The 25820-nt window shown below is 35.9% G+C and carries 19 protein-coding genes and 1 tRNA gene; 4 read left to right on the top strand and 16 right to left on the bottom strand.

Annotation, left to right across the window (positions count from 1 at the left end):
• Positions 1–78 precede the first annotated feature (78 nt).
• From ACNQGG_RS06975 to ACNQGG_RS06985, 3 genes are all read right to left on the bottom strand, one after another.
• The gene (locus ACNQGG_RS06975) at positions 79–516 is read right to left on the bottom strand and encodes a hypothetical protein (protein WP_417962490.1); all 438 of its coding nucleotides are present in this window, start codon (positions 514–516) and stop codon (positions 79–81) included.
• A 149-nt stretch (positions 517–665) separates the two neighbouring features.
• The gene (locus ACNQGG_RS06980) at positions 666–1109 is read right to left on the bottom strand and encodes a hypothetical protein (RefSeq protein WP_417962492.1); all 444 of its coding nucleotides are present in this window, start codon (positions 1107–1109) and stop codon (positions 666–668) included.
• Between the two features lie 122 nt (positions 1110–1231).
• Positions 1232–2161 carry a bifunctional riboflavin kinase/FAD synthetase gene (locus tag ACNQGG_RS06985; RefSeq protein WP_417962494.1) on the bottom strand — a complete coding sequence of 310 codons (930 nt, stop codon included), beginning with the start codon at positions 2159–2161 and terminating at the stop codon, positions 1232–1234.
• A gap of 208 nt (positions 2162–2369) precedes the next feature.
• On the opposite strand from ACNQGG_RS06985, the gene ACNQGG_RS06990 reads away from it, so the two are divergent.
• Entirely contained in the window at positions 2370–5048 is a 2679-nt protein-coding gene (locus ACNQGG_RS06990) for a zinc-dependent metalloprotease (protein WP_417962496.1), read from the top strand.
• A gap of 51 nt (positions 5049–5099) precedes the next feature.
• Here the strand turns inward: ACNQGG_RS06990 and pth are convergent, their stop codons facing one another.
• From pth to ACNQGG_RS07005, 3 genes are all read right to left on the bottom strand, one after another.
• Positions 5100–5774 carry an aminoacyl-tRNA hydrolase gene (gene pth, locus ACNQGG_RS06995; protein ID WP_417962498.1) on the bottom strand — a complete coding sequence of 225 codons (675 nt, stop codon included), beginning with the start codon at positions 5772–5774 and terminating at the stop codon, positions 5100–5102.
• Positions 5775–6093: 319 nt separating this feature from the next.
• Positions 6094–6705 carry a 50S ribosomal protein L25/general stress protein Ctc gene (locus ACNQGG_RS07000; protein WP_417962500.1) on the bottom strand — a complete coding sequence of 204 codons (612 nt, stop codon included), beginning with the start codon at positions 6703–6705 and terminating at the stop codon, positions 6094–6096.
• A 96-nt stretch (positions 6706–6801) separates the two neighbouring features.
• Positions 6802–7743 carry a ribose-phosphate pyrophosphokinase gene (locus ACNQGG_RS07005; RefSeq protein ID WP_417962502.1) on the bottom strand — a complete coding sequence of 314 codons (942 nt, stop codon included), beginning with the start codon at positions 7741–7743 and terminating at the stop codon, positions 6802–6804.
• 292 nt (positions 7744–8035) lie between these two features.
• On the opposite strand from ACNQGG_RS07005, the gene ACNQGG_RS07010 reads away from it, so the two are divergent.
• The 3 genes from ACNQGG_RS07010 to ACNQGG_RS07020 all read left to right on the top strand — a co-directional run bounded on the left by ACNQGG_RS07010 (position 8036) and on the right by ACNQGG_RS07020 (position 10851).
• Positions 8036–8115 (top strand) — tRNA-Leu (locus tag ACNQGG_RS07010).
• 219 nt (positions 8116–8334) lie between these two features.
• Positions 8335–8688 carry a hypothetical protein gene (locus ACNQGG_RS07015; protein WP_417962504.1) on the top strand — a complete coding sequence of 118 codons (354 nt, stop codon included), beginning with the start codon at positions 8335–8337 and terminating at the stop codon, positions 8686–8688.
• Positions 8689–8931: 243 nt separating this feature from the next.
• On the top strand, positions 8932–10851 hold the full coding sequence (locus ACNQGG_RS07020; RefSeq protein WP_417962506.1) for a glycoside hydrolase family 97 protein: 1920 nt from the start codon (positions 8932–8934) through the stop codon (positions 10849–10851).
• 324 nt (positions 10852–11175) lie between these two features.
• Here ACNQGG_RS07020 and ACNQGG_RS07025 read toward each other — a convergent pair whose 3' ends face one another.
• The 10 genes from ACNQGG_RS07025 to ACNQGG_RS07070 all read right to left on the bottom strand — a co-directional run bounded on the left by ACNQGG_RS07025 (position 11176) and on the right by ACNQGG_RS07070 (position 25810).
• Positions 11176–12363 (bottom strand): aldose epimerase family protein, encoded by a 1188-nt coding sequence (locus ACNQGG_RS07025; protein ID WP_417962508.1) that lies wholly within the window; start codon positions 12361–12363, stop codon positions 11176–11178.
• An 18-nt stretch (positions 12364–12381) separates the two neighbouring features.
• A complete protein-coding gene (araA, locus tag ACNQGG_RS07030; RefSeq protein ID WP_417962510.1) occupies positions 12382–13896 on the bottom strand; it encodes an L-arabinose isomerase in 1515 nt (504 codons plus the stop codon).
• Between the two features lie 57 nt (positions 13897–13953).
• Complete coding sequence (locus ACNQGG_RS07035; RefSeq protein ID WP_417962512.1) at positions 13954–14646, bottom strand: L-ribulose-5-phosphate 4-epimerase; 693 nt, start codon at positions 14644–14646, stop codon at positions 13954–13956.
• Positions 14639–16330 (bottom strand): ribulokinase, encoded by a 1692-nt coding sequence (locus ACNQGG_RS07040; protein ID WP_417962515.1) that lies wholly within the window; start codon positions 16328–16330, stop codon positions 14639–14641. Before ACNQGG_RS07040 ends, ACNQGG_RS07035 begins: the two co-directional genes overlap by 8 nt.
• 168 nt (positions 16331–16498) lie before the next feature.
• The gene (locus ACNQGG_RS07045; RefSeq protein WP_417962517.1) at positions 16499–18484 is read right to left on the bottom strand and encodes an alpha-L-arabinofuranosidase C-terminal domain-containing protein; all 1986 of its coding nucleotides are present in this window, start codon (positions 18482–18484) and stop codon (positions 16499–16501) included.
• Between the two features lie 197 nt (positions 18485–18681).
• Complete coding sequence (locus ACNQGG_RS07050) at positions 18682–19665, bottom strand: arabinan endo-1,5-alpha-L-arabinosidase (protein ID WP_417962519.1); 984 nt, start codon at positions 19663–19665, stop codon at positions 18682–18684.
• 219 nt (positions 19666–19884) lie between these two features.
• Positions 19885–20877 (bottom strand): glycoside hydrolase family 43 protein, encoded by a 993-nt coding sequence (locus tag ACNQGG_RS07055; RefSeq protein ID WP_417962521.1) that lies wholly within the window; start codon positions 20875–20877, stop codon positions 19885–19887.
• A 113-nt stretch (positions 20878–20990) separates the two neighbouring features.
• Positions 20991–22610 (bottom strand): arabinan endo-1,5-alpha-L-arabinosidase, encoded by a 1620-nt coding sequence (locus ACNQGG_RS07060; protein ID WP_417962523.1) that lies wholly within the window; start codon positions 22608–22610, stop codon positions 20991–20993.
• A gap of 11 nt (positions 22611–22621) precedes the next feature.
• Entirely contained in the window at positions 22622–24169 is a 1548-nt protein-coding gene (locus ACNQGG_RS07065) for an alpha-N-arabinofuranosidase (protein ID WP_417962525.1), read from the bottom strand.
• A gap of 78 nt (positions 24170–24247) precedes the next feature.
• Positions 24248–25810 carry a RagB/SusD family nutrient uptake outer membrane protein gene (locus tag ACNQGG_RS07070; RefSeq protein ID WP_417962527.1) on the bottom strand — a complete coding sequence of 521 codons (1563 nt, stop codon included), beginning with the start codon at positions 25808–25810 and terminating at the stop codon, positions 24248–24250.
• Between the last annotated feature and the right edge of the window lie 10 nt (positions 25811–25820).

Here is a 25820-nt window from a genome sequence, read left to right on the forward strand (position 1 = left end):
ACCAAAAGTAGTCAAATTGTTCTAAAGAAGCAATGCAATAGTATCTAAAAGCCAATAGCCAATGTTTTGCAGAGAATGTTAATCAGTTGTGAGACGGTTGTTCCAATATAACATGAGTAACATAGTGACAATTACTGAAGATGCAATCCCTTCAAATAGTAAACAAATGGAATACGTATTTACTGATGGATTCCCGCCAAACAGAAATGTTTTCGACAATGATTTTACATAAGAATCTCCGCCTTGCATGTGGCTGTAGGCTACTAATCCAATAATGCTTAAAAATACTCCTATCAATGATGTGATTATTGCTGCTATTGCATTAGCAATAAAAGTTTTTTTACCTTCGGAAACATTCATTTCAATAGTTTTGTCAACGCCATAAAAAACAAAAAACACGTTAACGATGCGTAAATAAAATAAATCAGCATAGCCTAATGCATTCATTAACAAAAAATAGAGTGTAATTCCAGCGAAAATAATACCTCCATTTACTAATTCTTTTGGTAGTTTCATTCGATTTGTTTTTAAAAGTTTAAAAACAGAAGGCCTATTTGAATTGTGTAAAGGTTTCTTTTTTTGACCTTTTAAAAAATAGGATGAAAAGTAAAGCTTATTATAGATTGCTGGTAAACACCCTCTTTTTTTGTGATTGAGCTTTAATTTTAATGTTTGTCTGAAGAGTAGCGACTTTCCCAGTATAATAGCAACATAAATGTGACAATTACGGCGGATACGATTCCTTCAAAAAGTAGAGAAATTGAATACGTCATCACAGAGGGATTTCCGCCAAATAGAAATGTTTTTGATAACGATCCTACATAAGCATCACCACCTTTTGAATAGCTGTAAATTATTAATCCAATGATGCTTAAAAAAACTCCTGTGAGTGATGTGATCAATGCCGAGACAGCATTGGAAACAAGAATGTTTTTACCTTCTGAAAAATTTGTTTTTAGCGTTCTATTGGTTCCGTAAAACACGAATAAGACATTAAAGAGGCGCAAGTAAAATAAATCAGCAAGGCCCAAAAGTTCCATTAACAAAAAGTAAATTCCAATTCCGAGGAAAATTATAAATCCATTGTAAAATTCTTTTGGCAGTTTCATATGAGTAATTTTTAGGAGAGTTAAAAATAATACGACTATGATAAAAAATACATTATACACCAAATTTACAGAAAATATGACAATATTTTGTGAAATGCGTTAAAAAATAATCTTACAGAAAGCTAAATTTTATTAAGGTAGGCCAGTGCGGTTTTTTCGTCTTTTTCTAGTTGTTCTTTTAAAAGAGCAAAAGACTCAAATTTTTGTTCGGAACGAATTCTATGCAACATGGAAACCCTGATTTTTTGATTGTATAAATCTTCATTGAAATCAAAATAATGGATTTCTATAGATTGATTTTGTCCATCAACAGTAGGATTGAATCCAATATTCATCATTCCAAAAACAGTTTTTTGATTGATGGTGCTTTTTACGATATAAACCCCGTTTTGCGGAATAAGCTTGTAGTTTTCTTCGATTTTTAGGTTGGCGGTTGGGAAATCAATAGTTCTTCCTAATTGTTTTCCTTTGGCAACAATTCCGGTAAGGAAATAATCATATCCTAAATATTCATTGGCCAAAGTCATATCTCCGTCTAATAATGCTTTCCTGATTTTGGTGGAACTCACGGAAATATCATTTATTTCCTGAACCGATATCTGTTCTACTTCAAAATCGTATTGTTTTCCAAAATCAATAAGGTCATCAATATTAGCAGTGCGATTTCTTCCAAATCGATGGTCGTAACCGATAATTATTTTTTGGATATGAAAGCGGTCTACAAGAACAGTTTTAACAAACTCTTCAGCGGTTAATCTCGAAAAAGCCTCATCAAAAGGATGAATTACAAGATTTTCGATGCCTATTCGTTCCAATAAATCTATTTTTTCGTCAATGGTATTCAGTAGTTTTATATCGGAATGTTCCTGTAAAACCATTCTGGGATGAGGAAAAAAAGTAAGTACTAAACTTTCGTAATTCTCATTTTTAGTTTTTTGTATTACTTTTTTCAGGATTTTTTTGTGACCAATATGAACTCCGTCAAAAGTGCCCAAAGTCAGGATTGTTTTTTTTGTGGAACTGAAATCGTTTATAGAATGAAAAATCTTCAAAGCAAATGTTTTATAAAAGTGCAAATTTATACTATCTATTTTAAAAGTAACGGTATGAGGAATTGATTTTCGCTTAGGTTTCTAAAAAAAAATGGCTTAAAAACCAAAAATAGGCATTTTGAAGCTAATAATTCATTTAATATATTAGGTATTGCATTGATACATTAATATAAATACTTTAATTTTGATGCTAAAATGTTTTCTAATCATGAGAAAAACTATACTATTCTTTCTTCTGCTGCTGCTATCTAGTCCAATAATCCACGCTCAGGATGTTTCTCCTTGGAAAAGAATCGAACAAAATAAGGGTGGGATTTCAAATAGAATTAGTACGATACCAAGTGCTGATAATGAATTGTTGTTCAAGTTAGACGAAGTTGCTATTAGACAATCTTTGGCGCCACTTCAGGATAAAACAGCAAATGGCAATAAAATTGAAATTTCTATTCCGAATATGAATGGTCTTTTAGAAAAATTTTCAGTTTGGGAGTCCTCTAATTTTGAACCGGAGCTGCAAGCAAAATATCCAGATATCAGAGCTTATAGTGGTATTGGAATTACAGATAACAATGCATCACTTTATTTCAGTTGCTCACCGCAGGGAATTCAAACCATGATTTTAAGGGGAGACAGTGGTTCCGAATTTATTGAACAATATTCTAAAGACAAAACAGTATATGTCCTTTTTAATTCAAAGAACAGAACCAAAGGAAGCCTGCCTTTTACCTGTAAAACCGAAGATGTAGCTTTAAACAAACAATTATTAAACAAAACGGGTAAAATTTCAGCTAGTAACAGAGTCTTTAAAACGTTAAGACTGGCTTTGTCTTGCACGGGTGAATATACTGCCTATTTTGGAGGAACTACAGCAGGTGCTTTGGCGGGTATGAATGCTACTATGTCAAGAGTAAATGGTATTTTTAATAAAGATTTAGCTGTGAAATTGAATATTATTACAAACAACAATCTCATAATTTATACTAATGCAGCCACTGACCCATATTCTGATGCGACAACTGGTGCTGGAGGAACCTGGAATCAAGAGTTGCAGAGTAATTTAACCAATACTATAACTGAAGGGGGTTATGATATAGGGCATTTATTTGGAGCTACAGGTAATGGCGGTAATTCAGGTTGTATAGGTTGTGTGTGTGTAAGTCCAACAGTTACTAAGCCACTAGCCAAAGGGAGTGCTTTTACATCACCGGGCGATGCAAAGCCGCAAGGCGATACTTTTGATATTGATTTTGTAGCTCATGAGATGGGGCATCAGCTGGGCGCAGAACACACATTTTCTTATTCACTTGAAGGAACAGGTGTAAATGTCGAGCCGGGAAGCGGATCAACCATTATGGGTTATGCTGGGATTACGGATTATGATGTTCAAAGTAATTCGGATGATTACTTTGCTTATGTAAGCATTAAGCAAATACAAGATAATCTACTAACAAAAACCTGTCCTGTCAGTACAGCATTAAGTAATAGCCCACCAACAATCAGTGCGGGTTTAGATTATACAATACCTAACGGTACGGCTTTTAAGTTGACAGGTACTGGTTCAGATATTAATGGGGACACTATTTCTTATTGTTGGGAACAAAATGATACAGCTACGACTACAAGTGGAGCAAATAGTTTCGCTTTACCGGCTAAAGCTGATGGTCCTCTTTTTAGATCGATCTATCCAAGTAGTTCGCCTATACGCTATATGCCTAATTACAATACGGTATTATCCGGTAAATTAACCACAGCTTGGGAATCAGTTGCTACAATTGCAAGAACACTTCATTTTACTTTGACAGGTAGGGATAATGCTGCGCTTGGAACGGCTCAAACGGGTACAGATGCAATGATTGTAAATGTCAGCGGAACAGTTGGTCCATTTGCTATTACATCTCAAAATACTGAAAATTTAAGTTGGTCTCAAGGAACAGCGCAAACAATAACATGGACCGTAAATGGTTCAGATGCTTTGGCTGGATCTACAAATATAAATATCAAGCTTTCTACTGATGGAGGTTTAACATTTTCTGCAATTTTAGTTTCGAATACTCCAAATGATGGTTCTGAAACCATCACGGTTCCAAATGTTACTGCAAAAAAATGTAGAATTTTAATCGAGCCAACAGCAAACATTTATTATGCGGTAAACAGTAAATTATTTGCTATTGGATATTCCGTTACTTCATCTTGTAATACGTATACTTTTACTACGCCTTTTGCAATACCGGAATCTGCTACTTATACCTCTAAAACAGTTAGTGTGCCGAGTTCGACTGGAACTATAGCAGATGTGAATTTTGCAGTAAGTTTTACTCATTCGTATTTGTCAGATGTACAAATAGAGGTGGTAAGCCCAGAAGGGACTACTGTGAAATTATTTGAAAGAAGTTGCGGAGATACTAATAGTAGCTTAACGCTGAATTATGATGATTTGGGAAGTGTACTTGCTTGTGGAATTACTACTGCTCAAACTGTAGCTCCATATGCGCCATTGTCAGCGTTTAATGGGCAAAATCAACAAGGAGTTTGGACATTGAGAGTTCGAGATGCTTATCTGGCTAATGTGGGGACATTAAACTCGGCATCGATAACCATTTGTACGGAAACCTTTACTTTGGCAGCACCTGATTTTCAAATCAATGATTTTGTCTTGTATCCAAATCCAAACAAAGGGAATTTTAATATTCAATTTGCCAGTATGTCATCAAATAGAGTGAAGGTACTAGTACATGATTTATTAGGCAGGAAGCTTTTTGAAAATGAATTTGAAAGCAAGTTAAATTTCGATGAAAATATCCAATTGAAAAATGTTCAGTCTGGACTTTATTTATTGACGGTGATTGATGGAGATAGAAAAGAGGTAAGGAAGATAGTGATTGAATAATCAAAATAAATTTACTAGAAAAGGGAAGCGTTTTAAAACGTTTCCCTTTTTTTATTTACCATTAAATGCGGTCATTGTGATTTCTAATCCGGCAGTTCCAAAAGATTTTATAATCTCTGAAGCTAATTCTAATCGCTCCGGAAGTGCTATTTTTTCAGTGTCATCCCAGTCTCCAAGGACATAATCAACTTGTTTTCCTTTTTTAAATTCATCGCTGATCCCAAAACGGAATCTCGTGTAGTTTTGCGTATTCAAGATCAGATTGATGTTCTTTAATCCGTTGTGTCCCCCGTCGCTTCCTTTTGGTTTGATGCGGATGGTTCCAAAGGAAAGATTCAAATCATCGGTGATTACCAAGATGTTTTCCAAAGGAATTTTTTCTTTTTCCATCCAGTATTGTACCGCTTTTCCACTCAAATTCATGTACGTGTTGGGTTTCAAAAGTAAAAAAGTCCTTCCTTTGAATTTATATTCGGCTAGGGAACCCAGTTTTACGGTTTCGAAATTGATTCCTTCTTTTCGAGCTAAAAAATCGACTACTTTAAAACCGATGTTGTGTCGGGTGTTTACATATTCGGCGCCAATGTTGCCGAGTCCAACTATTAGAAATTTATTACTCACGCTTTTTATATTGTTGTTTTTGTGTTCGTGAACCTCCGGTTTCATACAATCTGTAGTGTCGTCTGTTTTTGTTGATGTGAATAAATTTGAAATCCATTTTATCATGCTGCAAAAATAGACTTAATTAGATTCTTGAACTATTAGATTTTTAGAAAATAGGTATTGAAAGTGAAATATTTCTGGATAGCCCTGATGGGAGTGGCATCCTTTTTATCCTGAACTTGTTTCAGGATCCTGAAACAAGTTCAGGATAAAAAAGATAGAGCGGACAGCAGGAGGAGTGTTGTTCTGAAAATGGATAGCTGTGCTCCTAAAAATAAAAACAAGGATAATGAGATTTCTCGTTCCTGGAAATGACAAAATAAAGGTCAAAAAAAAAGCACCAGTTTTACAACTGATGCTTTCTTGAATGGTTGAAAAAATATTATTTTTTCTTTCCTTTTACAGGAGCTTTCGCTGCTTTTGCTGCCTCTTGAGCCGCTTTCATAGCAGCACGAGAAATCTTCACTTGACAAATTACTGTGTTGTCTGGGTGCATGATTTTGTAGTCTGGAGAAGCCACTTTAGTAACGTATAATTTGTTACCCATGTCAAGTGGAGTAATATCAGCCTCGATAAAATCTGGAAGATTTTTCGGTAGTGCTTTTACTTTAAGTTTACGTGTATTCAAACGTAAATCTCCACCAGCCATAACTCCTTTAGAGTTACCAACGATTTTTACTGGAACTTCCATAGTGATTTCTTTGTCATCAAATAATTGAAAGAAGTCAATATGTAAAATCTTGTCAGACACCGGGTGAACCTGAATGTCTTGTAAAATAGCGTTAAATGATTTTCCTTTTCCAAGATCGATCTCAACTGTGTGAGCGTTTGGAGTGTAAACCAAGTTTTTGAAAGCCATAACTTCTGCTGAGAAATGAACTGCCTGATTTCCTCCGTATAATACGCAAGGAACCAATCCAGCATTACGTAGAGCTTTAGTTGCTACTTTGCCCACGCTTTCTCTTTCTGATCCTTTAATTGTAATCGATTTCATTGTAAAAAAATATAGTTATTAAATAATATTACTTGTTAGGCTTCTAGCTTTTGGCTATCAGCATGACTTTAAGACATTGACTTCACGACTTATGTCTTACATTATAAACTTTCCACTAATGGAATTGTTGTGGTGCACCATGTGCATAACTTCGGCAAAAAGTGGTGCACAACTCAACACTTTTATTTTGTTTGATTCTTTCTTTAATGGAATAGAATCGGTAACTATCAATTCGCTCAATTGCGAGTTTTCTATTTTTTCGTAAGCGCCACCTGATAAAATAGCGTGCGTACAAATGGCTCTTACACTTAATGCTCCTTTTTCAATCATTAAATCTGCGGCTTTCGCCAAAGTGCCTCCAGTATCAATCATGTCATCCACTAAGATTACATTTCGGCCTTTTACCTCACCAATTAATTCCATGGTGTCGATAATGTTTGCTTCTTTTCTTTGTTTATAGCAAATAACTACATCTGAATTTAAAAATTTAGAATACGCATAAGCTCTTTTAGAACCACCCATATCAGGAGAAGCAATCGTTAAATTGTCTAAACCTAAACTTTCTATATACGGTATGAAAATAGTCGATGCAAAAAGATGGTCTACTGGTTTTTCAAAGAATCCTTGAATTTGATCAGCATGCAAATCCATGGTCATTACTCGTGTTGCACCGGCAGCATCTAATAAATTAGCTACTAATTTAGCTCCTATCGGAACTCTTGGTTTGTCTTTTCTATCTTGTCTTGCCCAACCAAAGTAAGGTATTACTGCGGTAATGTGTCTTGCCGAAGCACGTTTTGCTGCGTCAATCATCAGTAACAATTCCATTAAATTGTCGGCAGTTGGAAAAGTTGAACAAACAATAAAAACGCGTAAACCCCTGATAGACTCTTCGTAAGAAGGTTGAAATTCACCGTCGCTGTACTTCGACATGGTAATTTTCCCTAACGGAATTCCGTATTGCTCTGCTATTTTTTCTGCAAGATAGACACTTTGTGAACAAGCAAAAATTTTAGCTTCTGGTTCTAGGTGTGACATTTAATTTGTTGTTTTTATTCCGCTGCGCTCCATACAGTTCGGCTTTGTCTTTCGAATAAAGCCTTATGTTTGTATTTGCCTCGGGTGTAGTTAGTTGTGTGTTCCGTTTTTAGCGAGGTGCAAATTTATAAAATTTATTCAACTCTGAAAGGAAAATTTTAAGTATTTTTAGTTGAACATTTAATATTATTTTTTACATTTGCACCGTGTTAAAGGAATTGATGGTTGATTTAAACACAATCACCTCTTTTATTGCGTTTGAAGTAACTGTCGTTATTTCATGTCTAGCTAAGCCCGGATGGCGGAATTGGTAGACGCGCTGGTCTCAAACACCTGTGGGAAACCGTGCCGGTTCGACTCCGGCTCCGGGTACAAAAACCGCTTCGAAAGAAGCGGTTTTTTTGGTTTTATACTTTATCTTATTTATCTAAGCGATTCTGCTTGTGCTATTTTCTTTATATTTGTTTGGTACAGAAACAGCAGTTTATAAAACTTAACAAATTATATAGAGATTGATTGTGTGTATTTGTTATTCATATAAAAAGATGTTGGTAATTTATTATTAAATTAGAGCTGCATAAAATGTAAATTATGGTTGGTAGTATCAATGAAATATTAGACAAAAAAGATAAAATTATCCTTGGCACAATGTTATTATTTGTATTCAGCTTAATAATTTTATTAAGTCATTATGGCTGTTTTGAAAATAAATATAGAGATGCTATTTTGAATGAAGAATTTTCATCAAGAGTAATAAGTAAATATGTGAATGCTCATGAGCACATGACTCCAATGCTTAAACTTTTAAATGGAAGTGAAATGATAAACTATTTCCCAAAACATAAAGCAGAAATAATGATTGGAGATAGTTTAGTGAAACGAAAAAAATCGACAGACATGTTAGTTTTTAGAGGAGAAAATTGTTTACAGTATAAATCTCCTTGATAAATAGCTAGTATCAACAAAAGTTTAATTTTTTCTCTCATAATAATGGATTGATGTCAATCGGTTAAAAGTTTATTAGAGAGTTTAGTCTTAAATCGTGTAAAAATATTTCTTTTCTAGTTTTTAATCTCTTTTCAAACGTTTTTCATATAATTAACTAGCACTCTGATACTATTTTAACTACATCGTTATTTATATAAATTTATTTTTGTATTCTTGTAAGTGTAAATTAAACACTTAATTATGAAAAAAATAGTTTTGCTAGCATTATTGGCTGTATCATTGACTTCGTTTGCGGGGAAACCAACCGCTTATTATTTTGTCAATTCGGATAAAACAATAAAAATGGAATTTAATCTAACTTCAAGCAAGACGATGTCTTACAAAGTTTTCTTTAAAGACAAATTGGTTATCAATACTTCCGATTTGGGGATTATAAGAGAAGATGCCAATTTTTATACCGGTTTGAAAATAGTGACGGTTTCTAAATCTAAACCAATTAAATCAACCTATTCCATGTTGCAAGGGAAACGAAAACAAATTTCTTATGCTGCAAATCAATATACGGTGCGCTTACAAAACAGTACCGGAGAATCAATGGATATTATTTTTCAATTATCCCGTGATGGAATTGCGTTGCGATACCATTTCCCAGAAACCTCAACAGCAATCAAAAAAATAGTGGAAGAGAAAACCACTTATAATTTTGACACAACAACCAAAGCTTGGTTGCAACCTATGTCTAAAGCTAAAACAGGATGGAAAGAAACCAATCCTGCTTACGAGGAACATTATGCGATGGGTGTTCCCGTAAATACAAAACCAGCGATTGGAGAAGGGTGGGTGTATCCTGCTTTATTTAATTTGAATAATACTTGGCTTTTAGTGTCGGAAACAGGCTTATCGAGTAATTATTGTGGCTCCCGATTGGTGTATAACGATGCATCAAAAGCATTGCAGGTAACCTTCCCGCAAAAAGAAGAAGTTTTTCCTAATGGTGCTTTGAATCCAGAATCTAAATTACCGTGGTACACCCCTTGGCGAATAGTTGCCATTGGATCCTTAAAAACAATTACTGAAAGTACATTAGGAACTGATTTGGCTGATCCGGCAATTCCTATGGACACTTCCTTTATAAAAAGTGGTTTGGCTTCGTGGAGTTGGGTTTTGTTAAAAGACGAGTCTATTAATTATGAAACTACACTTAAGTTTATTGATTATGCTTCTAAAATGAATTGGGCGTATTGTTTAATTGATGCCGGTTGGGATACCAGAATAGGCGATGTTAAAATGAAGGAATTAGTGGCTTACGCCAAAGAAAAAAATGTAAAAGTACTGGTTTGGTACAATTCATCTGGATCATGGAATAGTACATTAGAGGAGCCTAAAAGCAAATTACTCACACATGCCGATAGAGATAGGGAGTTTTCGAGACTTAATGATTTAGGCATTGCTGGAATAAAGGTAGATTTTTTTGGGGGTGACGGACAATCGATGATTGCCTATTACCATGATATGTTAAAGGATGCTGCTGACCATAAATTATTAATAAATTTCCATGGCGCTACTTTGCCTAGAGGATGGCAACGCACGTATCCTAATTTAGTTTCAGCAGAAGCAGTCAAAGGGTACGAGTACATTAGCTTTTTTCAAGATATTGCTGATTTAGAACCAACGCATTGTGCGATGCTTCCTTTTGCAAGAAATGTTTTTGATCCAATGGATTTTACGCCAATGGTGTTAGATGCAGTTCCAAATATAAAACGAAGAACCACTCCAGCTTACGAATTAGCATTGCCTGTTTTATTCTTATCCGGAGTGCAACACATCGCCGAAATACCGGAAGGAATGGCCAAAATGCCCGCCTATGTTGTCGATTATCTAAAAGATATTCCAGCCAATTGGGATGACTCTAAATTTATTGATGGGTATCCCGGAAAATATATTGTAATGGCAAGAAAAAAAGATAACGTTTGGCATATCGTTGGAGTTAATGGAGAAAACACGACAAAAGAAATGGAGATTGATTTGTCTTTTGTAACCAATAGTAAAGGTTTTATTATTTCTGAAAATGAGAAAGGATTTCAGCAAAATGCAGTGTCAAAAAGCACTAAACTAAAAGTAACGATGAAACCTCATGGTGGTTTTGTGGTGAAGATATAGTATTATAAAAGGATCTTATTAATTCTAAAAAACCTCGAGAGTTTGTGCTTTCGAGGTTTTTTTTTGTGAAAAATTATTGTTTAATTCTATTTATAGGCAAGAGAATGAGTTTTTTCATATTGCAAATTTGTGTCTTGAAATTTGTCAGGAATGACAAAGAGATGATTTAATTTCTTTGCTGTATAAAAATAAACAAGCATAAAAAAGCCCGAAAGTGTTACTTCCGGGCTTACTAACTAATTCCATATGATAAACCAAACCATTCAACTTATTAATTATGGTATAGAAAAATAATCTATAATAGTTAGTGTCTTTTTATTAAATTTATTTTACTGAAAACTTAAATGTTGTTTTTGTTTTGTAATTCTCCCCTGGGCTTAAAACCGTAGATGGAAAATCTTTTTGATTTGGAGAATCTGGATAATGTTGCGTTTCTAAACATAAACCAGTTCTGTGCGCATAGGTCCCACCATTTCTCATTGGTAAAGTTCCGTCTAAAAAGTTTCCGGTATATAATTGTATTCCTGGTTGATCCGTGTATACTTCAAGCAATCTTCCGCTTCCTGCATCATAGGCAGAAGCTGCAAAACGTTCGCCTTTGCCTTGATTGTTTAGTACCCAACAATGATCGTAACCCAATCCTTTTTTCAACTGATCGTCTTTAGCTTCTATGTCTTTTCCAACAACTTTAGGTTTTCTAAAGTCGAAAGGCGTATTCGTTACATCGGTCAATTTACCTGTAGGTATTAAGGTCGCATCTACTGGAACTAATTTGTCAGCATCGATAGTTATTTCATGATCTAAGATTGGTTTAGAAAAATCAGATGATAAATTAAAATAAGAATGTTGCGTCAAATTCACGATTGTTTTCTTGTCTGTAGTCGCTTCATAAAGTACATCCAGGGAATTGTCGTTTTTTAGCGTGTACGTTACAAAAACAGTTAAGTTTCCTGGATACCCTTCTTCCATGTCTTTACTCACATACTTTAATTTCAAGGAAGCGCTATCGCCACCTTTTGCTTCAGCGGCAGTCCAAACGACTCTGTGGAATCCTTCTGGTCCTCCATGTAAGGCATTTGGTTCGTTATTGATAGCCAAAGAATATTCTTTTCCGTCCAAAGTAAATTTACCTTTTGCAATTCGGTTACCATATCTTCCGATAAGGGCTCCAAAATAAGGATTGGGTTTCATGTATTGTTCCAAAGAATTAAAACCGATAACAACTTCTTCTGAAACTCCCGCTTTGTTAGGCACTTTTAAAGATGAAATAATACCACCATAAGTAATAATATTTACTTCCATTCCTTTTTGGTTTTTCAGCGTGTAGCGATCAACTTGTTCGCCTTTATCCGTTTTGCCATATGCCGCTTTTGCTATAGATACTGAGTCTGTAGCTTTAGCTTCTAAAGCAGTTTCATCGGCTCCGGCTTTTTTATCTCCTTTACATTGAATACTCATACTTGCTAAACTCATAATGGAAATTCCATAAATACAACGTTTTACTATATTCATAATTTTAAATTTTTGGTGTTACATGCCATGTTGAAAAAGGTGGTAATACGCTTCGTTAGCATTGATTTTATCTTTAAAATCTCTGATAGTAGTTTTCTCATCGATAACAAGCAATTCTATTCCTGCAATATCGGCAAAATCTTCCATATATTCCGTGGTGATCACTTGGCTGTACACCGTATGATGCGCACCACCTGCTAATATCCATGATGTTGCTGCAATATCGAGGTTGGGCTTGCAATCCCATAAAACACGTGCAACAGGAAGTTTAGGCAAATCAGCCATAGGCGCTACTGCTTCTACTTCGTTTACAATCAATCTGAAACGGTTACCCATATCAACTAATGAAGCATTAATTGCATTTCCTGCAGCTACATTAAATACTAAACGAACTGGATCTTCTTTTCCTCCAATTCCTAATGGGTGCACTTCGCAAGAAGCTTTTGCATCAGCAATAGAAGAACAGATTTCTAACATATGCGAACCTAAAACATATGATTTTTCAGGTGTAAAATGATACGTGTAATCTTCCATGAAGGAAGTTCCGCCTTGGCTTTCAAGACCTACATTCATTACTTTCATTGCTCTAAGCATCGCTGCAGTTTTCCAGTCACCTTCACCACCAAAACCGTATCCATCAGCCATAAGGCGTTGTACTGCAATTCCAGGAAGTTGTTTTAACGAACCAAGATTTTCGAAAGTATCTGTAAACGCTTTGAAACCGCCTTCTTCAAGGAAAGCTCTAAGGCCTATTTCTATTTTAGCAGCTTCTACTAATGCGTCTCTTTGAGCACCACCTTTTTGAAGCGCTGGAGCTAATGTATAAGAGGCTTCATATACTTCAACTAGTTTGTTTATGTCGGAATCAGAAACTGTGTCAATATGTTTTGTAACGTCCGAAGAGTCGAAACCATTTACCGAAAAACCAAAACGGATTTGGGCTTCGACTTTATCTCCTTCGGTTACTGCAACTTCACGCATATTGTCTCCAATTCTGGCAACTTTTAAGTTTTGGAATTCATCCCAACCTAAAACTACTCTGGACCAAATAGCTAATTTTTTTTGAACGCGTTCGTCTTCCCAATGTCCTACAACCACTTTGCGCTTTTTGCGCATTCTTGACATAATGAAACCAAATTCTCTATCTCCGTGAGCCGATTGATTTAAGTTCATAAAGTCCATATCCATTGAAGCCCATGGAATTTCAGCATTGAATTGTGTGTGTAAGTGGCACAACGGTTTTTTAAGAATACTTAAACCGCCAATCCACATTTTAGCAGGCGAAAAAGTATGCATCCAAGCCACAATCCCAATACAGTTTTTGTTCGAATTAGCTTCTAAACATACATTAGTAATTTGAGATGGAGACTTTACCACATCTTTATACACGATTTTTACGGGTATGTGCGATGAAGCATCTAATCCTTTTGCAATGTGTTTTGAATGCTCTGCTACTTTTCGTAGTGTTTCTTCACCGTATAATTCTTGGCTTCCTACTACAAACCAAATTTCTTTTTGAGATATATCGATCATATTTTTTGTTTAATCGTTTATTTGTTTAATCGTTTAACTGTTCAATGTGTTGGACAATTACTGTCCGTAATACGAGTCTTTTCCGTGTTTACGTTCGTAATGTTTTTTTATTAAGGAATCTTTTAGTCTTGGTGCATTTGGGTTAATTAGTAATGTCAAGTGAGCCATTTCAGCGACTACTTCAAGAACTTTACTGTTATAAACCGCTTTCGCAGCGTTTTTCCCCCAAGCAAAAGGTCCGTGATTTCCAATTAGAATCATTTCAACTTCTTCGTAAGAAAGGTTTTTTTCTTTGAAACAATCCAAAATTTGGATACCGGTATTGTGTTCGTAATTTCCCTCGATTAGTGCATCACTCATTGGAGCTGCGCAAGGAATATCAGATGTTAAGTGATCGGCATGTGTAGTTCCAAAGATTGGGATGTCTCTTTGTGATTGAGCCCAAGCCACAGAATACGTAGCGTGAGTATGTGCCACACCGCCAATATTTGGCCAATTTTTATATAAATAAGCATGCGTTTTTGTATCCGATGAAGGACGCATGTTGCCTTCGATAATGTTATTGTCAAAATCTACAATAACAATGTCTTCCGGTTTTAAATCTTCATAAGGAACGCCGCTTGGTTTAATGGCGAAAACACCATTTTTTCTATCTACTGCGCTTACATTTCCAAAAGTATATACTACTAAATTCAATGCGTTTAATTGCATGTTTGCGTCGTAGCATTCTTGTTTTAAATCTTTATACATAGTGTTCTGGTTGTAGTTTTTTAAGAGACGGATCTGCAAAAGAACTTAATTGGTCATACGCTAACAACAATTTGTTGTAGGCTGCAACTTTATCTAATTGAGGGAAATATTCCCCATCAAAATCACTTCCCATTTTTTGACTGGCTTCAATTACATTAGGATAAATTCCTGCCGCAACTGCTGCATAAATAGCGGCACCTAATGCCGGTGTTTGATCCGAAGCTGCAATTTTAATAGGCTTGTTCAAAACATTAGCCAAGGTTTGCATGATATAAGGTGATTTTCTCGCAACACCACCAATTCCGATGACACTGTTTATTTTTACCCCTTCTTCTTCAAAACGGTCTACTATTTTCTTAGAACCAAAACAGATGGCGTTAACTAGTGATTTGAATAAATGAGGTGCTTTTGTGCCTAATGATAAATTAGAAATGGCACTTTTTATTTCCTGATTGGCATCCGGTGTTCTTCTTCCGTTAATCCAATCTAAGGCGATTGGAACACTTTCTGATAATGGGATTTTTTCTGCCTCTGCTGTTAATTTTATAATTAAATTATCGCTCATTTCTTCTTTTAGTTGCTCTTTTTGAGTATCAGTCAAAAGGGTAGAAGTAGCTAATAAATGATCTGTTGGCCACAGTAGTAATTCTTTATACCAAGCCAATAAATCTCCAAAAGCGGATTGACCAGCTTCTAAACCAATGAAACCAGGGATTACTGATCCGTCAACTTGTCCGCAGATTCCACGTACTGATTTAGTTCCTATTGCCTCTTCTGAAGCAATAATAATATCACAAGTTGAGGTTCCCATAACACGAACCAAGGTATGTTCTTCTATTTTTGCTCCAACAGCACCTGAGTGCGCATCAAATGTTCCAACAGCAATAACTGTATTTGTGGTAAGTCCCAATCGGGTAGCCCATTCTTGGCTTAAATTTCCTGCCACAAGATCTGATGTATAGGTTTCATCGTACAATCTTCCGCGAAGTGCCGCAAGATAAGGATGTAGTTTCCCCAGAAATTCTTCTGAAGGTAAACCGCTCCAGTCTTCGTGCCACATCGCTTTATGACCAGCTGCGCAACGGCTTCTTTTAAACGATTTTAATTCTTTATTGTCAATCAATAAATACGTCATTAAATCACAATGTTCCATCCAAGTGTAAGCGGCATTTTTTACAGCTTCATCTTGTTTGGCTATGTGCAAAATTTTTGCCCAAAACCATTCGGAAGAATAAATTCCTCCCACATATTTTGTGAAATTTTCTCCACCCCAATTAGCGGCAAGTTCATTGATTTCATTCGCTTCATTTATAGAAGTATGGTCTTTCCATAATACCATCATAGCATTAGGATTGTTCTCAAAGCCTTTTGTCAAAGCTAATGGTGTCCCATCTTTAGTAACTGGTACAGGTGAAGAACCTGTTGTGTCGATGCAAATACTTCGTATAAGGGAAGGATCTATAGTGCTGTTTTCAACAACATATTTTATGGTGGATTCTAATCCTTCGATATGATCTAAAGGGTGTTGACGAAACTGATTTATAGATGCGTTACAATATTCTTTATTTTTCCAACGCTTGTAGTGACAAACATTCGATGCCAATTCCTGCCCGTTTTCTGTATCTATTAAAATCGCTCGAACAGAATCTGTTCCGTAGTCTAATCCTATAACGTAATTTTTCATTCTAAAATCTTTTTAAGAGAGATGCAAATATAAATATATTTATTTTATAAGTGTATAAAAAACACTTAATTTAATTTAATTAGATCATTTTTATCAAAACATCAATAAAATAGTTGTTTATGAGTAAAAAAAAAAATAAATGTCAATAATACAATTATTATGTTGTGATTATTTCAACATTATCTTCAAAACGGTTACCGAATAGGCTGGAAGGTCCATTTTAGCTTTCTCTCCTTTCAACTTTAATTCGTTTTCTGTAGGGCTTATTTTTTTGGGATTAGCAAAAGAGTTTTCATCTTGTAAATTTGGACTTGTAAGTGTTATAACAGTTCCTTTTGAGGCTAATTTGCTTCCTTTTAAGTCTAAATTCACTTTTTGTGCCGTTGCAGCCGTGTTTACTAATTTTACGATTACTTCTTTGGTATTTACATCTTTTACCGCTGAAGCAAAAAGATTATTTTGTCCAATTACTGGTTTTCCGTCTTTTGTGATGGCTATTAAATCGGTTCCTTTATTAGTTGAAAATAATTTTTGCACGTAATAATTAGCGGAACCATAGGCTTCTAAATTGTTGAACCAAAGTAAATCCGGTGTCCATTGCCAAGCTTCTTCATGCGCCATCAATGGAGCATAGGAAGTTAGGTTCACCACCTCGGCGTTTCTTTCTAAACCTGTCATAAAAGCAGCTTCAGAAAACGCACATTCCCAATTGTTTTTGTTATCAGGACTTGCAATAGCCACACTTTGGGCAGCATATTCTCCTGCGAAAACTTTAGGCCCTTTTCTGTCGTATTTATCATAACGAGTTGCGTTTTCTCTAAACCATTGTGGGTTTTTATAATAGTGTTCATCTACGATTTCAGCATTTAACTTTTTAAGTTCCTGCATGCCATATTCAAAATAATCGCCTTCTGGAAATGGACCTGCACCTGACACGATGGTCATTTTTGGATATTTTGATTTTATGGCTTTTTCAAATACTTTAAATCTTTCGATGTATTGAGGTCCCCATTGCTCATTTCCAACACCAATAAGTTTTAAATTAAAAGGTTTTGGATGTCCCATTTCAGAACGGATTCTTCCCCAAGGAGTTTCAACCCCACCATTTGCAAATTCAATTAAATCCAACGCATCTTGCACATAAGGATCTAACTCATCCATTGGTACTAATTCTCCGGTATTGAATTGACATGCCATTCCACAACTTAAAATAGGTAAGGGTTGTGCGCCAAGATCTTCGGAAAGTTGGAAATATTCAAAAAATCCCAATCCAAAAGTCTGAAAATAGTCAGGTGCCGGTTTATGGTCAAATTCGGTATTCCATCGGTTGATTAAGGTTTCTCTTTTATCCACATCACCCACGGTTTTTTTCCATTGGTAGCGTTGTGCCAATGTTCTTCCTTCAACGATACAACCTCCGGGAAATCTCAAAAATCCGGGCTTCATATCATACAAAAGTTGCACGATGTCTTTTCGTAAACCATTTTTTCTGTTTTTCCAAGTGTCTTCCGGGAATAGGGAAATCATATCTAGATCGATTGTTCCTGTTCCTTCGAAAGTGATTTTCAATTGTGCTTTGGCTTCGGTTCCCGTAGCTGTAAGTTGAGCCGTATAATTTTTCCAGTCAGCAGCTGTGGGAACAATGCTGGTTTCGCCTAAAACTTTTTTGTTTTTATCAATAAACTGGATGATAATTTTTTTAATAGCGCCATTGTGATTCGCCGCTTTTAGAGAAAGATTATAATGAGCCTCTTTTTTTATTCCCATTCCTCGAAATCCTTCATTAATCATTTCAAATCCTTTGTCATTATTTACAAGAACCCTGCAAAAATTTGGATTGGTTTTATTTTCCAATACTTTAATGGTTGTTGCAATACCTGATTGTTCATTGAAAGAATGTTTGTCGCTTTTTGGCTGTTTCCAGCCCATTAGTGGCGTTTCAAATTCGAAAGAACGGTTTTTAATCATTTCAGCATATAATCCACCATCCGCGGCAAAATTGATGTCTTCAAAAAAGGCACCATACATCGTAGGTTGAATTTTAGTAATTGTATTGGCGATATTAACTTCGAGATTCGTTTTTTGGGCATTGACATATATACCATTCAGTAATAGGCCACAAAGGGTAATTTTAGTGATTAAATTCGGTTTCATTTTTTTATTTTTTTTAAAGTTAAGGTTTGAAGTTTCTTGAATTGAACTCTAAACTTTAATTGTTTTTACTATTTGGTCTTTATCTCTTTATAATCAATCCAATTTTTATTTTTTCTAACACCTTGTCAGACAAGATAGACTTATTGGAACTGATTTTAATTTTGTGATGAGGGTCATTTCATCTATTTTTAATTGCGTTATTGAACAATAGGCCATAAATTGGCATCCCATTTCAATTCTTTGATTTCTAATTTTGGTCTTCCATTATTCTTGGTTTCATAGGCATGAAAAATAATGTAGTCTTTGCCATCAAAAGTATAAGCGCTGTTGTGACCAGCTCCGTACCAGTTTTTGTCGCCTTGGATCAATAAAGATCCTCCTCCTTCATTTAATGGTTTTCCGTCTTTATCTACGTAAGGACCCGTGATGTTTTTTGATCTTCCAACCACTACTTTGTAGGTGCTTTTTTCGCCACGGCAACACAAGTCCCACGAAAGAAATTGATAATAATACCCGTTCTTTTTGAATATAAAGGGAGCTTCCAGTGCGCCATCTCCGGGATTAGTATCGGCTAATTCAAAAGTTCTTTTGCGCTTTGATATGGTAAACCATTCTTCTGGTTGAGCTACTGATTTTAAATCAGGATTTAATTTGACCATTTTTAAACCATCCCAAAAAGAGCCAAAAGCCAACCAAGGCGTGTTATTTTCATCGAATGTTAAATTCGGATCTATCGCATTCCACATATCACGGTTTGGAACTGATTGGATTACAATTCCGTGGTCTACCCATTTATAAGCAGGGTCTTTTGAATTTAAAGTAGTATTAGTTGCTACAGCTATAGCCGAAGTGTTTTTTGCGAAAGCAGAAACTGAATAATACAAATAATAGGTGTTGTTGTGAAATGAAATATCTGGTGCCCAAATGTGATTTTTGAAATCAGGTACGACTGAGTCAACCCAAACCGGTTTTTCTTTAAATACAGTAGGTTCCGGATTCCAGTTTTTCATGTCTTTAGAACTAAAAACACTAATTCCTTGTCCCGTACAATACAAATAATACGTGTCTTTTTGTTTAATCATCACGGGATCATGAACGGTAATGTTTTGTGACCATGAAGGAATTGTCATTGTCAGCACAAGCATGAAGAGCAGGAGATGTATTTTTTTATATAATTTCATATTTTACTTTTTTTAAACCATATCAGTTATTTAAGAAAATGTAAGTTTCTTCTATTTAATGCTTTTACAGCTATTTTTGATTTCAACTTAAATGGACTTATATTTCTTAGATGTTTCACTTTTTAAACCATGTAAGTCATTTAAGAAAATGTAAGTTTAGATGGTTTTATTAATCGTTTATTTTTAAGGTAATTACTGAAAACTGCGACTGAAAATTGCTTACTGCGTTATCCCTTCCGAAGTCATAATTACTCGTTTCATAGTTCCATCTTCATTGTAATACAAACGGTCCACACAAACGGATCTTCTAAAACTGCTACCGTTAGGCTGAGTAGCCCCATTGTGATAGATAAAATATGAACCCCCTTTGAAATCAATTATAGCTTGATGATTTGTATTCGAGTTTCCGGCTAGTTCATTTAAAATTCCTTTGTATTCCCATGGTCCTCTAATAGACTTGCTCATGGCATAGGCTATTTTTTCAGGAAATTGATAGGCGTAGGACAAATAATACCAATTGTTATGTTTGTGAATCCAAGGTGCTTCGGTATAATTGGGTAAACTGATGGTCTGTATTGGGCCGTCAAGTTCAATCATGTTAGCTTTCAATTTTGCATAATGACAAACAGTATTTCCCCAAAAAAGATAGGCTTGGCCATCATCATCAATTAGAACAGTTGGGTCAATATCATCCCAATCGATCTTGGTTTGTGTGGTCATGTCATTGGTAATAAGAGCCTTTCCTAAAGCATCTTTGAAAGGACCTGTTGGACTGTCGGAAACACCAACACCGATCGCTTTTCCATTGATATTTCCATGTGAAACGGTCACATACCAATAGAATTTTCCGTTGCGTTCAATAACTTGAGCAGCCCAAGCATCGGATTTTGCCCAAGTAAAATCAGTCACTTTTAGCGGTACAGGATGTTCTTGCCAATGCACCATATCGGATGAGGAATATACCAACCATTCATTCATTTTATAAAAATTGAAATCATTTGGTGCTTCATCATGTCCGGCATAGAGATATACTTTGTCTTTGTATACCAAAGCTGCAGGATCTCCCGTGTATTTGTCTTTGATAATGGGATTATTCATTGTCAAAGTTTGATTTGCATTTCCATTGGCGAAAGCCGTAACCTCATCTGGCTTTATGGTTTTGCAAGACGCAATAAGTACCAAAAGCGATAGGATGGAGAGTGTTTTTTTCATTTCTTTAAAGACGTTACAGCTTTTTACTGTGTTTGTTTTATCCAAATGCCCTCTCCTGTAAAGAAACAAGAGGAGCATTTTTTACTAACTAATCTAAATATTAAAAGAATCTATCAATCTATTTTTTTACCCCAAATTGGAACTCCCGCAGCGGTAAGTCCAGAATAAGAAATGGTTACTTTACGAGTGCTTTTTTCCCAGTCCCAAGCATCACTAACTTTACATTTTATGCCATTGACGATTAGTGTTTTGTTAGTGCTATCATATGACCAAGTTCCAGTAACTCCACCGCTTACTTTCTTGTCAGCGGTTAAATATATTGTAGTTGATTTTTGAATAACTGCATATTGATAATTCATGGTAATTTGCTCCCATGTTCCAATGAATGACGCGTCGCTAATGGAAGTTTCTGGAACTGCAGCATATCTTTCGGGATCAACTACAGGCCAGCCGTCTTCTGTCCATTTTATGGCGCGAATGTGTCCCATCATGATGGCATTTGATGCATTGATACCTGGTACATCCTTTGGCAAGCGAGCCTGAGAAGCATAGAACCATTGTTTGGTATCTGGATTTTGAAAAATGGAACAGTGCGCAAATCCAACCCATCCGGTATGGTTGTTAAATCCATAAGGATGCGTAAGCATTGGCCAAGCATCGGCTCCATTGCTTACATTGGCACCGTTGATTCCAAGATAAGGACCTGTAATACTTCTGGAACGGCAAACTCTGGTGTTGTAAGGAACATCTAAACCATCATAAGCCAAGAAAAGATAATAATATTGAGTGTCCGGATTGTAAATAATCTCTGGACCTTCGGAAGCTTGCCAACGACTGGTGGCACTTCGAGAAGCGATGCGGGTTCCGTAATCGCTTAACGTTTTTAATTGATCTGGTTTTCCTGTGGTTGGATTCAGTTTAAGTGCTGCAATACCCGAATGCCAAGAACCATAAATTAAATAATGTTCGCCCTCTGGAGTAACGGTAAAAGTAGGGTCGATGGCATTAAATTTGAAATAAGCATTTTCCCAATTTCTGGTACCTGTAAAAGAATACGGTTTTAATCCGTCTGGTTCAGAGCATACTACCATTCCTTTGTCAACCCAAACATTAGTGGCTAAATCGTCCGATTCTGCCAATCCAATAAAGGCTCTTTCTGACCACGAAGTGTCAAAATTAGTACCTGTAATTGGTTCATCTACCACAATGCTGTAATACATTCGGTATTTGCTACCTACTTTTTTGATGTAAGGCGCCCAATAGCCGTATCTAGGGTTTGCAATTGCTGGTAAAGCCGGAACCATACGAGCCCTTTTATTATTCAATGAATCTTTTACCCAAGCTGGTGCTGTTGTCATTGAAGGTCCCATGTATTCCCAATTTACAAGATCTTTAGAACGTCTGTAATGAAAATGCCCGTGTCCATCATGTGCGTTTCCATAAGAAGCATCTGTCTGGTACATATAATAATAATCGCCACATTTTTCGACAGAAGGGTCGTGTACATTGGCTAAATTCCATTGCGAATTAGAACCCCATGCAGCAATGGAGGAATAATTATCTGCATAAGTAGGTCCTGCAAATGTTGGTGTAGGAGTTGGTGTAGGCGTTGGTGTCGGTGTTGGAGCAGGGCTCGGACTGTCATCGCTACTGGAACAACTACTCACGGATAGTATCAATAAAAAAAGTACTAAATAGGGTACTAACTTTATAATGGAATTTGATTTTTTCATTTTCGTGTTTTTTATTTCCCTTCTAGAGTTACAACAGAAAAAGGAGGAATTGTTATTTCAAGTTTGCCTTTTTTAATTTCAAATCCTTTAAAAATTACGGGTTGAATTTTTGTTGGATTGTCAAATGTATTATGGTCTTGCAATTTAGTTGAAGTGATTATGGTTCCTGTAACATTTTTAATTCCAAGTTCTTTTATGTCAATCTCTATTTTATTTTCTTTTTTGGCGTCAATATTTACCAATGAAACATGCGTTAAGCCTTTGGCGTCTTTTGAAGCCGAAATATTTATGGCTGGTAGATTTTTGTCATTGAGTGTGTATAGAGGCGACTCAAATGTTAGGGGTATTAAAGTAGCGTCTTGGTGTACGCTATACATTTTCATTACGTGATAGGTTGGCGTTAACAACATTTTTGTTTTATCGGTAAGAATAACCGCTTGTAGTACATTGACGCATTGAGCCAAATTGGCCATACGAACTCTGTCTGCATGATTATTGAAAATATTCAGGGTGCTTCCCGCCAAAACGGCGTCTCTCATGGTGTTTTGTTGGTATAAAAAGCCAGGATTGCTGCCTTTTTCAACTTCGTACCAACCGCCCCATTCATCAACTACCAAGGCTATTTTTTTCTTTGGATCGTATTTATCCATAATGGCGGAATGTTTAATAACGAGTTCCTCCATTTTTAATGCTTGTGTCATGGTTCTAAAATAAATGTCTTCGGTAAAATCGACACCATCTCCTTTTTTGTCCCAATCAATTACGGAATAATGATGTAAAGCTACTCCGCCAAGCATATTACCTGGGATGTTTTTCATTAAGGTTTCAGTCCAGTTATAATCGGCACTGTTCGCTCCAGATGCTACACGCATTAAGCCTCCTGTGTTGGACCAATCTGACATAAAGGTGGCATATTTGCGGTATTCACCTGCGTAATAATCGGCTGTCATGTTGCCGCCACAACCCCAAGCTTCGTTACCAACTCCCCATATTTTTACTTTCCAAGGTGCTGTTCTGCCATTTTTAATACGCAAATCACTCATTGGGCTTTTACCTCCAAAATTTACGTATTGTACCCAATCAGCCAATTCTTGAACCGTGCCACTGCCCATGTTTCCGGCTAAATAAGGTTCGGTACCCAGTAGTTCGCATAGGTTTAAGAAATCGTGGGTTCCAAAACTATTGTCTTCGGTAACGCCTCCCCACCATTGGTTTACAATTGTTGGTCGTTCTTCTTTTGGTCCAATACCATCTTTCCAGTGGTAGGTATCGGCAAAACAACCGCCCGGCCAACGTAAATTTGGTATTTTTAAGTCTTTTAAAGCCGCTACAACATCATTTCGAACGCCGGCTGTATTGGGTATTTTTGATGTATCCCCAACAAAAAAGCCTCCATAAATAGATCTTCCTAAATGTTCTGCAAAATGTCCGTAGATATTTTTATTGATAGTAGGTGCATTTGCAGTACTTTTTATAGAAAGTACTGTGGTTTCTTTTTGTGCAACCATAATTTGAGTGCAAAAAGTAAAAACAAGTAATAGTAATGATGCTTTTTTCATGTTGTCTTTAAGTTATAATATCACATGGTAAATTTTACCATGTGATATTAAAGTATTAACTAATTCAAATAAATAATATTAGTATCCGGTATTTTGAATTGAACCTGGATTGTTATCCATTTCTAATTGTGGTATAGGAAAGTATTCTCTTCCTGTTGCATAAGAATTAAATTCAACATCTCTTGATTTTAACCATGCTAATTTTACTGGATCTTGCAACCAACCCCAACGACGAATGTCATCAAAACGGTGTCCTTCTAATGGGAATTCCAAGAATCTTTCGTGTCCAATTTGATCTCTCATGGTTATTTGTGACAATCCTGGTTTTGCAGTAGCTAAATTAGGCAATCCTACACGAGCTCTAACCATTTGAATGTACGTATAAGCTCCTGGAGTATCGCCAGTTTCGTTTAAACATTCGGCATACATTAACAATACGTCAGCATAACGTAATAAACGCTCGTTTATTCCTGAACGCCAGTCAAATTCGTTTGCATACGCTCCATCAGAATTTTGATATTTTCGGCAAAATAAATCATTTAAATCTGCTAAATTTCCTGCATAAACAGTAGCGAAATTTTGTCCGTAAAGTTGCATTCCACCTGGTTTGTTATAGAACATAGTGGCATCTAAACGTGGATCTGTTGTATTTGCCGTAGTTTTTTCGTCATGGAACTCATTAAATAATGTTCTTGTAGGTTGTACATCTGTCCATCCAAAAGCTCTAGGTCCATAGGTAATGGCTCTTGCTGATGTTTTTCCCCATCCTGTAGCTGGAGCACCACCCCAACCTAAATCAACACCACCTGCACTTCTGCTGAATTGTACTTCGAATAGTGATTCTGAATTGTTTTCGTTAGTGTCAGTAAAGTTATCACGGTAATTAGAAACTAAAGAGTAAACTCCTAAATCGATGACTTGTTTGAATGCAATTTTTGCATTCGGGAAATCTTTGGTAAACAAGTATGCTTTCCCTAAATATCCTAAAGCTGCTCCTTTTGTGGCACGTCCTTTTTGACCTGCATCTAAACCAGTAACATTAGTGTAAGAAGTAGGAAGTAAATCTGCTGCTGCTTTAAAATCAGCAATAACTTGTTTCCAACCTTCAGCTTCTGTTTTTTGAGGATAGAAAGCAGCAATTTCTGTTGGTAACGGTACGTTTTTAAACATATTTACCGCATGAAATAAATACAATCCTCTCAAGAAATAGGCTTGCCCCAAAATTCTGCTTTTAAGAGCTGTATCGGTCATGTTGATGGTGGCTACATTGGTCAAAACTTGATTAGCACGGTAAATTCCCTGATAATAAGTTTCATAAGCCCAACCATAAATAGCAGAATTTGAAACATTCGAGTTGAAACGACCTACATTGTACATCGCATCCCATGGACTGTTACTTCTGGAATCATCCCCTTTTAAGTCTAATAATAAAGGAGTACTTCGCATGTAAGTACCATCAGTTAACAAACTACCATAAGCGGCATTTACACCTTCTATAGCGTCTTGATCATTTTTCCAGAATGAATCTGCAGCATCATTATTAGGGTCAAGCTGAATTAAATCTTCATTGTTGACACAACTTGTTGTTATAACTGCCAGTGAAAAGAAACCAGCTAGATAATTAAATATTTTATATTTCATTTTGATTCGT

The sequence above is a fragment of the Flavobacterium esculini genome, from assembly GCF_048284325.1.
GTDB lineage: Bacteria > Bacteroidota > Bacteroidia > Flavobacteriales > Flavobacteriaceae > Flavobacterium.

Excerpts from the sequence above, each read along its gene's own strand:
- ACNQGG_RS06975 (WP_417962490.1), bottom strand. The coding sequence starts at position 516 with ATGAAACTACCAAAAGAATTAGTAAATGGAGGTATTATTTTCGCTGGA.
- ACNQGG_RS06980 (WP_417962492.1), bottom strand. The coding sequence starts at position 1,109 with ATGAAACTGCCAAAAGAATTTTACAATGGATTTATAATTTTCCTCGGA.
- ACNQGG_RS06990 (WP_417962496.1), top strand. The coding sequence starts at position 2,370 with ATGAGAAAAACTATACTATTCTTTCTTCTGCTGCTGCTATCTAGTCCA.
- pth (WP_417962498.1), bottom strand. The coding sequence starts at position 5,774 with ATGATAAAATGGATTTCAAATTTATTCACATCAACAAAAACAGACGAC.
- ACNQGG_RS07000 (WP_417962500.1), bottom strand. The coding sequence starts at position 6,705 with ATGAAATCGATTACAATTAAAGGATCAGAAAGAGAAAGCGTGGGCAAA.
- ACNQGG_RS07005 (WP_417962502.1), bottom strand. The coding sequence starts at position 7,743 with ATGTCACACCTAGAACCAGAAGCTAAAATTTTTGCTTGTTCACAAAGT.
- ACNQGG_RS07015 (WP_417962504.1), top strand. The coding sequence starts at position 8,335 with ATGGTTGGTAGTATCAATGAAATATTAGACAAAAAAGATAAAATTATC.
- ACNQGG_RS07020 (WP_417962506.1), top strand. The coding sequence starts at position 8,932 with ATGAAAAAAATAGTTTTGCTAGCATTATTGGCTGTATCATTGACTTCG.
- ACNQGG_RS07025 (WP_417962508.1), bottom strand. The coding sequence starts at position 12,363 with ATGAATATAGTAAAACGTTGTATTTATGGAATTTCCATTATGAGTTTA.
- araA (WP_417962510.1), bottom strand. The coding sequence starts at position 13,896 with ATGATCGATATATCTCAAAAAGAAATTTGGTTTGTAGTAGGAAGCCAA.
- ACNQGG_RS07035 (WP_417962512.1), bottom strand. The coding sequence starts at position 14,646 with ATGTATAAAGATTTAAAACAAGAATGCTACGACGCAAACATGCAATTA.
- ACNQGG_RS07040 (WP_417962515.1), bottom strand. The coding sequence starts at position 16,330 with ATGAAAAATTACGTTATAGGATTAGACTACGGAACAGATTCTGTTCGA.
- ACNQGG_RS07045 (WP_417962517.1), bottom strand. The coding sequence starts at position 18,484 with ATGAAACCGAATTTAATCACTAAAATTACCCTTTGTGGCCTATTACTG.
- ACNQGG_RS07050 (WP_417962519.1), bottom strand. The coding sequence starts at position 19,665 with ATGAAATTATATAAAAAAATACATCTCCTGCTCTTCATGCTTGTGCTG.
- ACNQGG_RS07055 (WP_417962521.1), bottom strand. The coding sequence starts at position 20,877 with ATGAAAAAAACACTCTCCATCCTATCGCTTTTGGTACTTATTGCGTCT.
- ACNQGG_RS07060 (WP_417962523.1), bottom strand. The coding sequence starts at position 22,610 with ATGAAAAAATCAAATTCCATTATAAAGTTAGTACCCTATTTAGTACTT.
- ACNQGG_RS07065 (WP_417962525.1), bottom strand. The coding sequence starts at position 24,169 with ATGAAAAAAGCATCATTACTATTACTTGTTTTTACTTTTTGCACTCAA.
- ACNQGG_RS07070 (WP_417962527.1), bottom strand. The coding sequence starts at position 25,810 with ATGAAATATAAAATATTTAATTATCTAGCTGGTTTCTTTTCACTGGCA.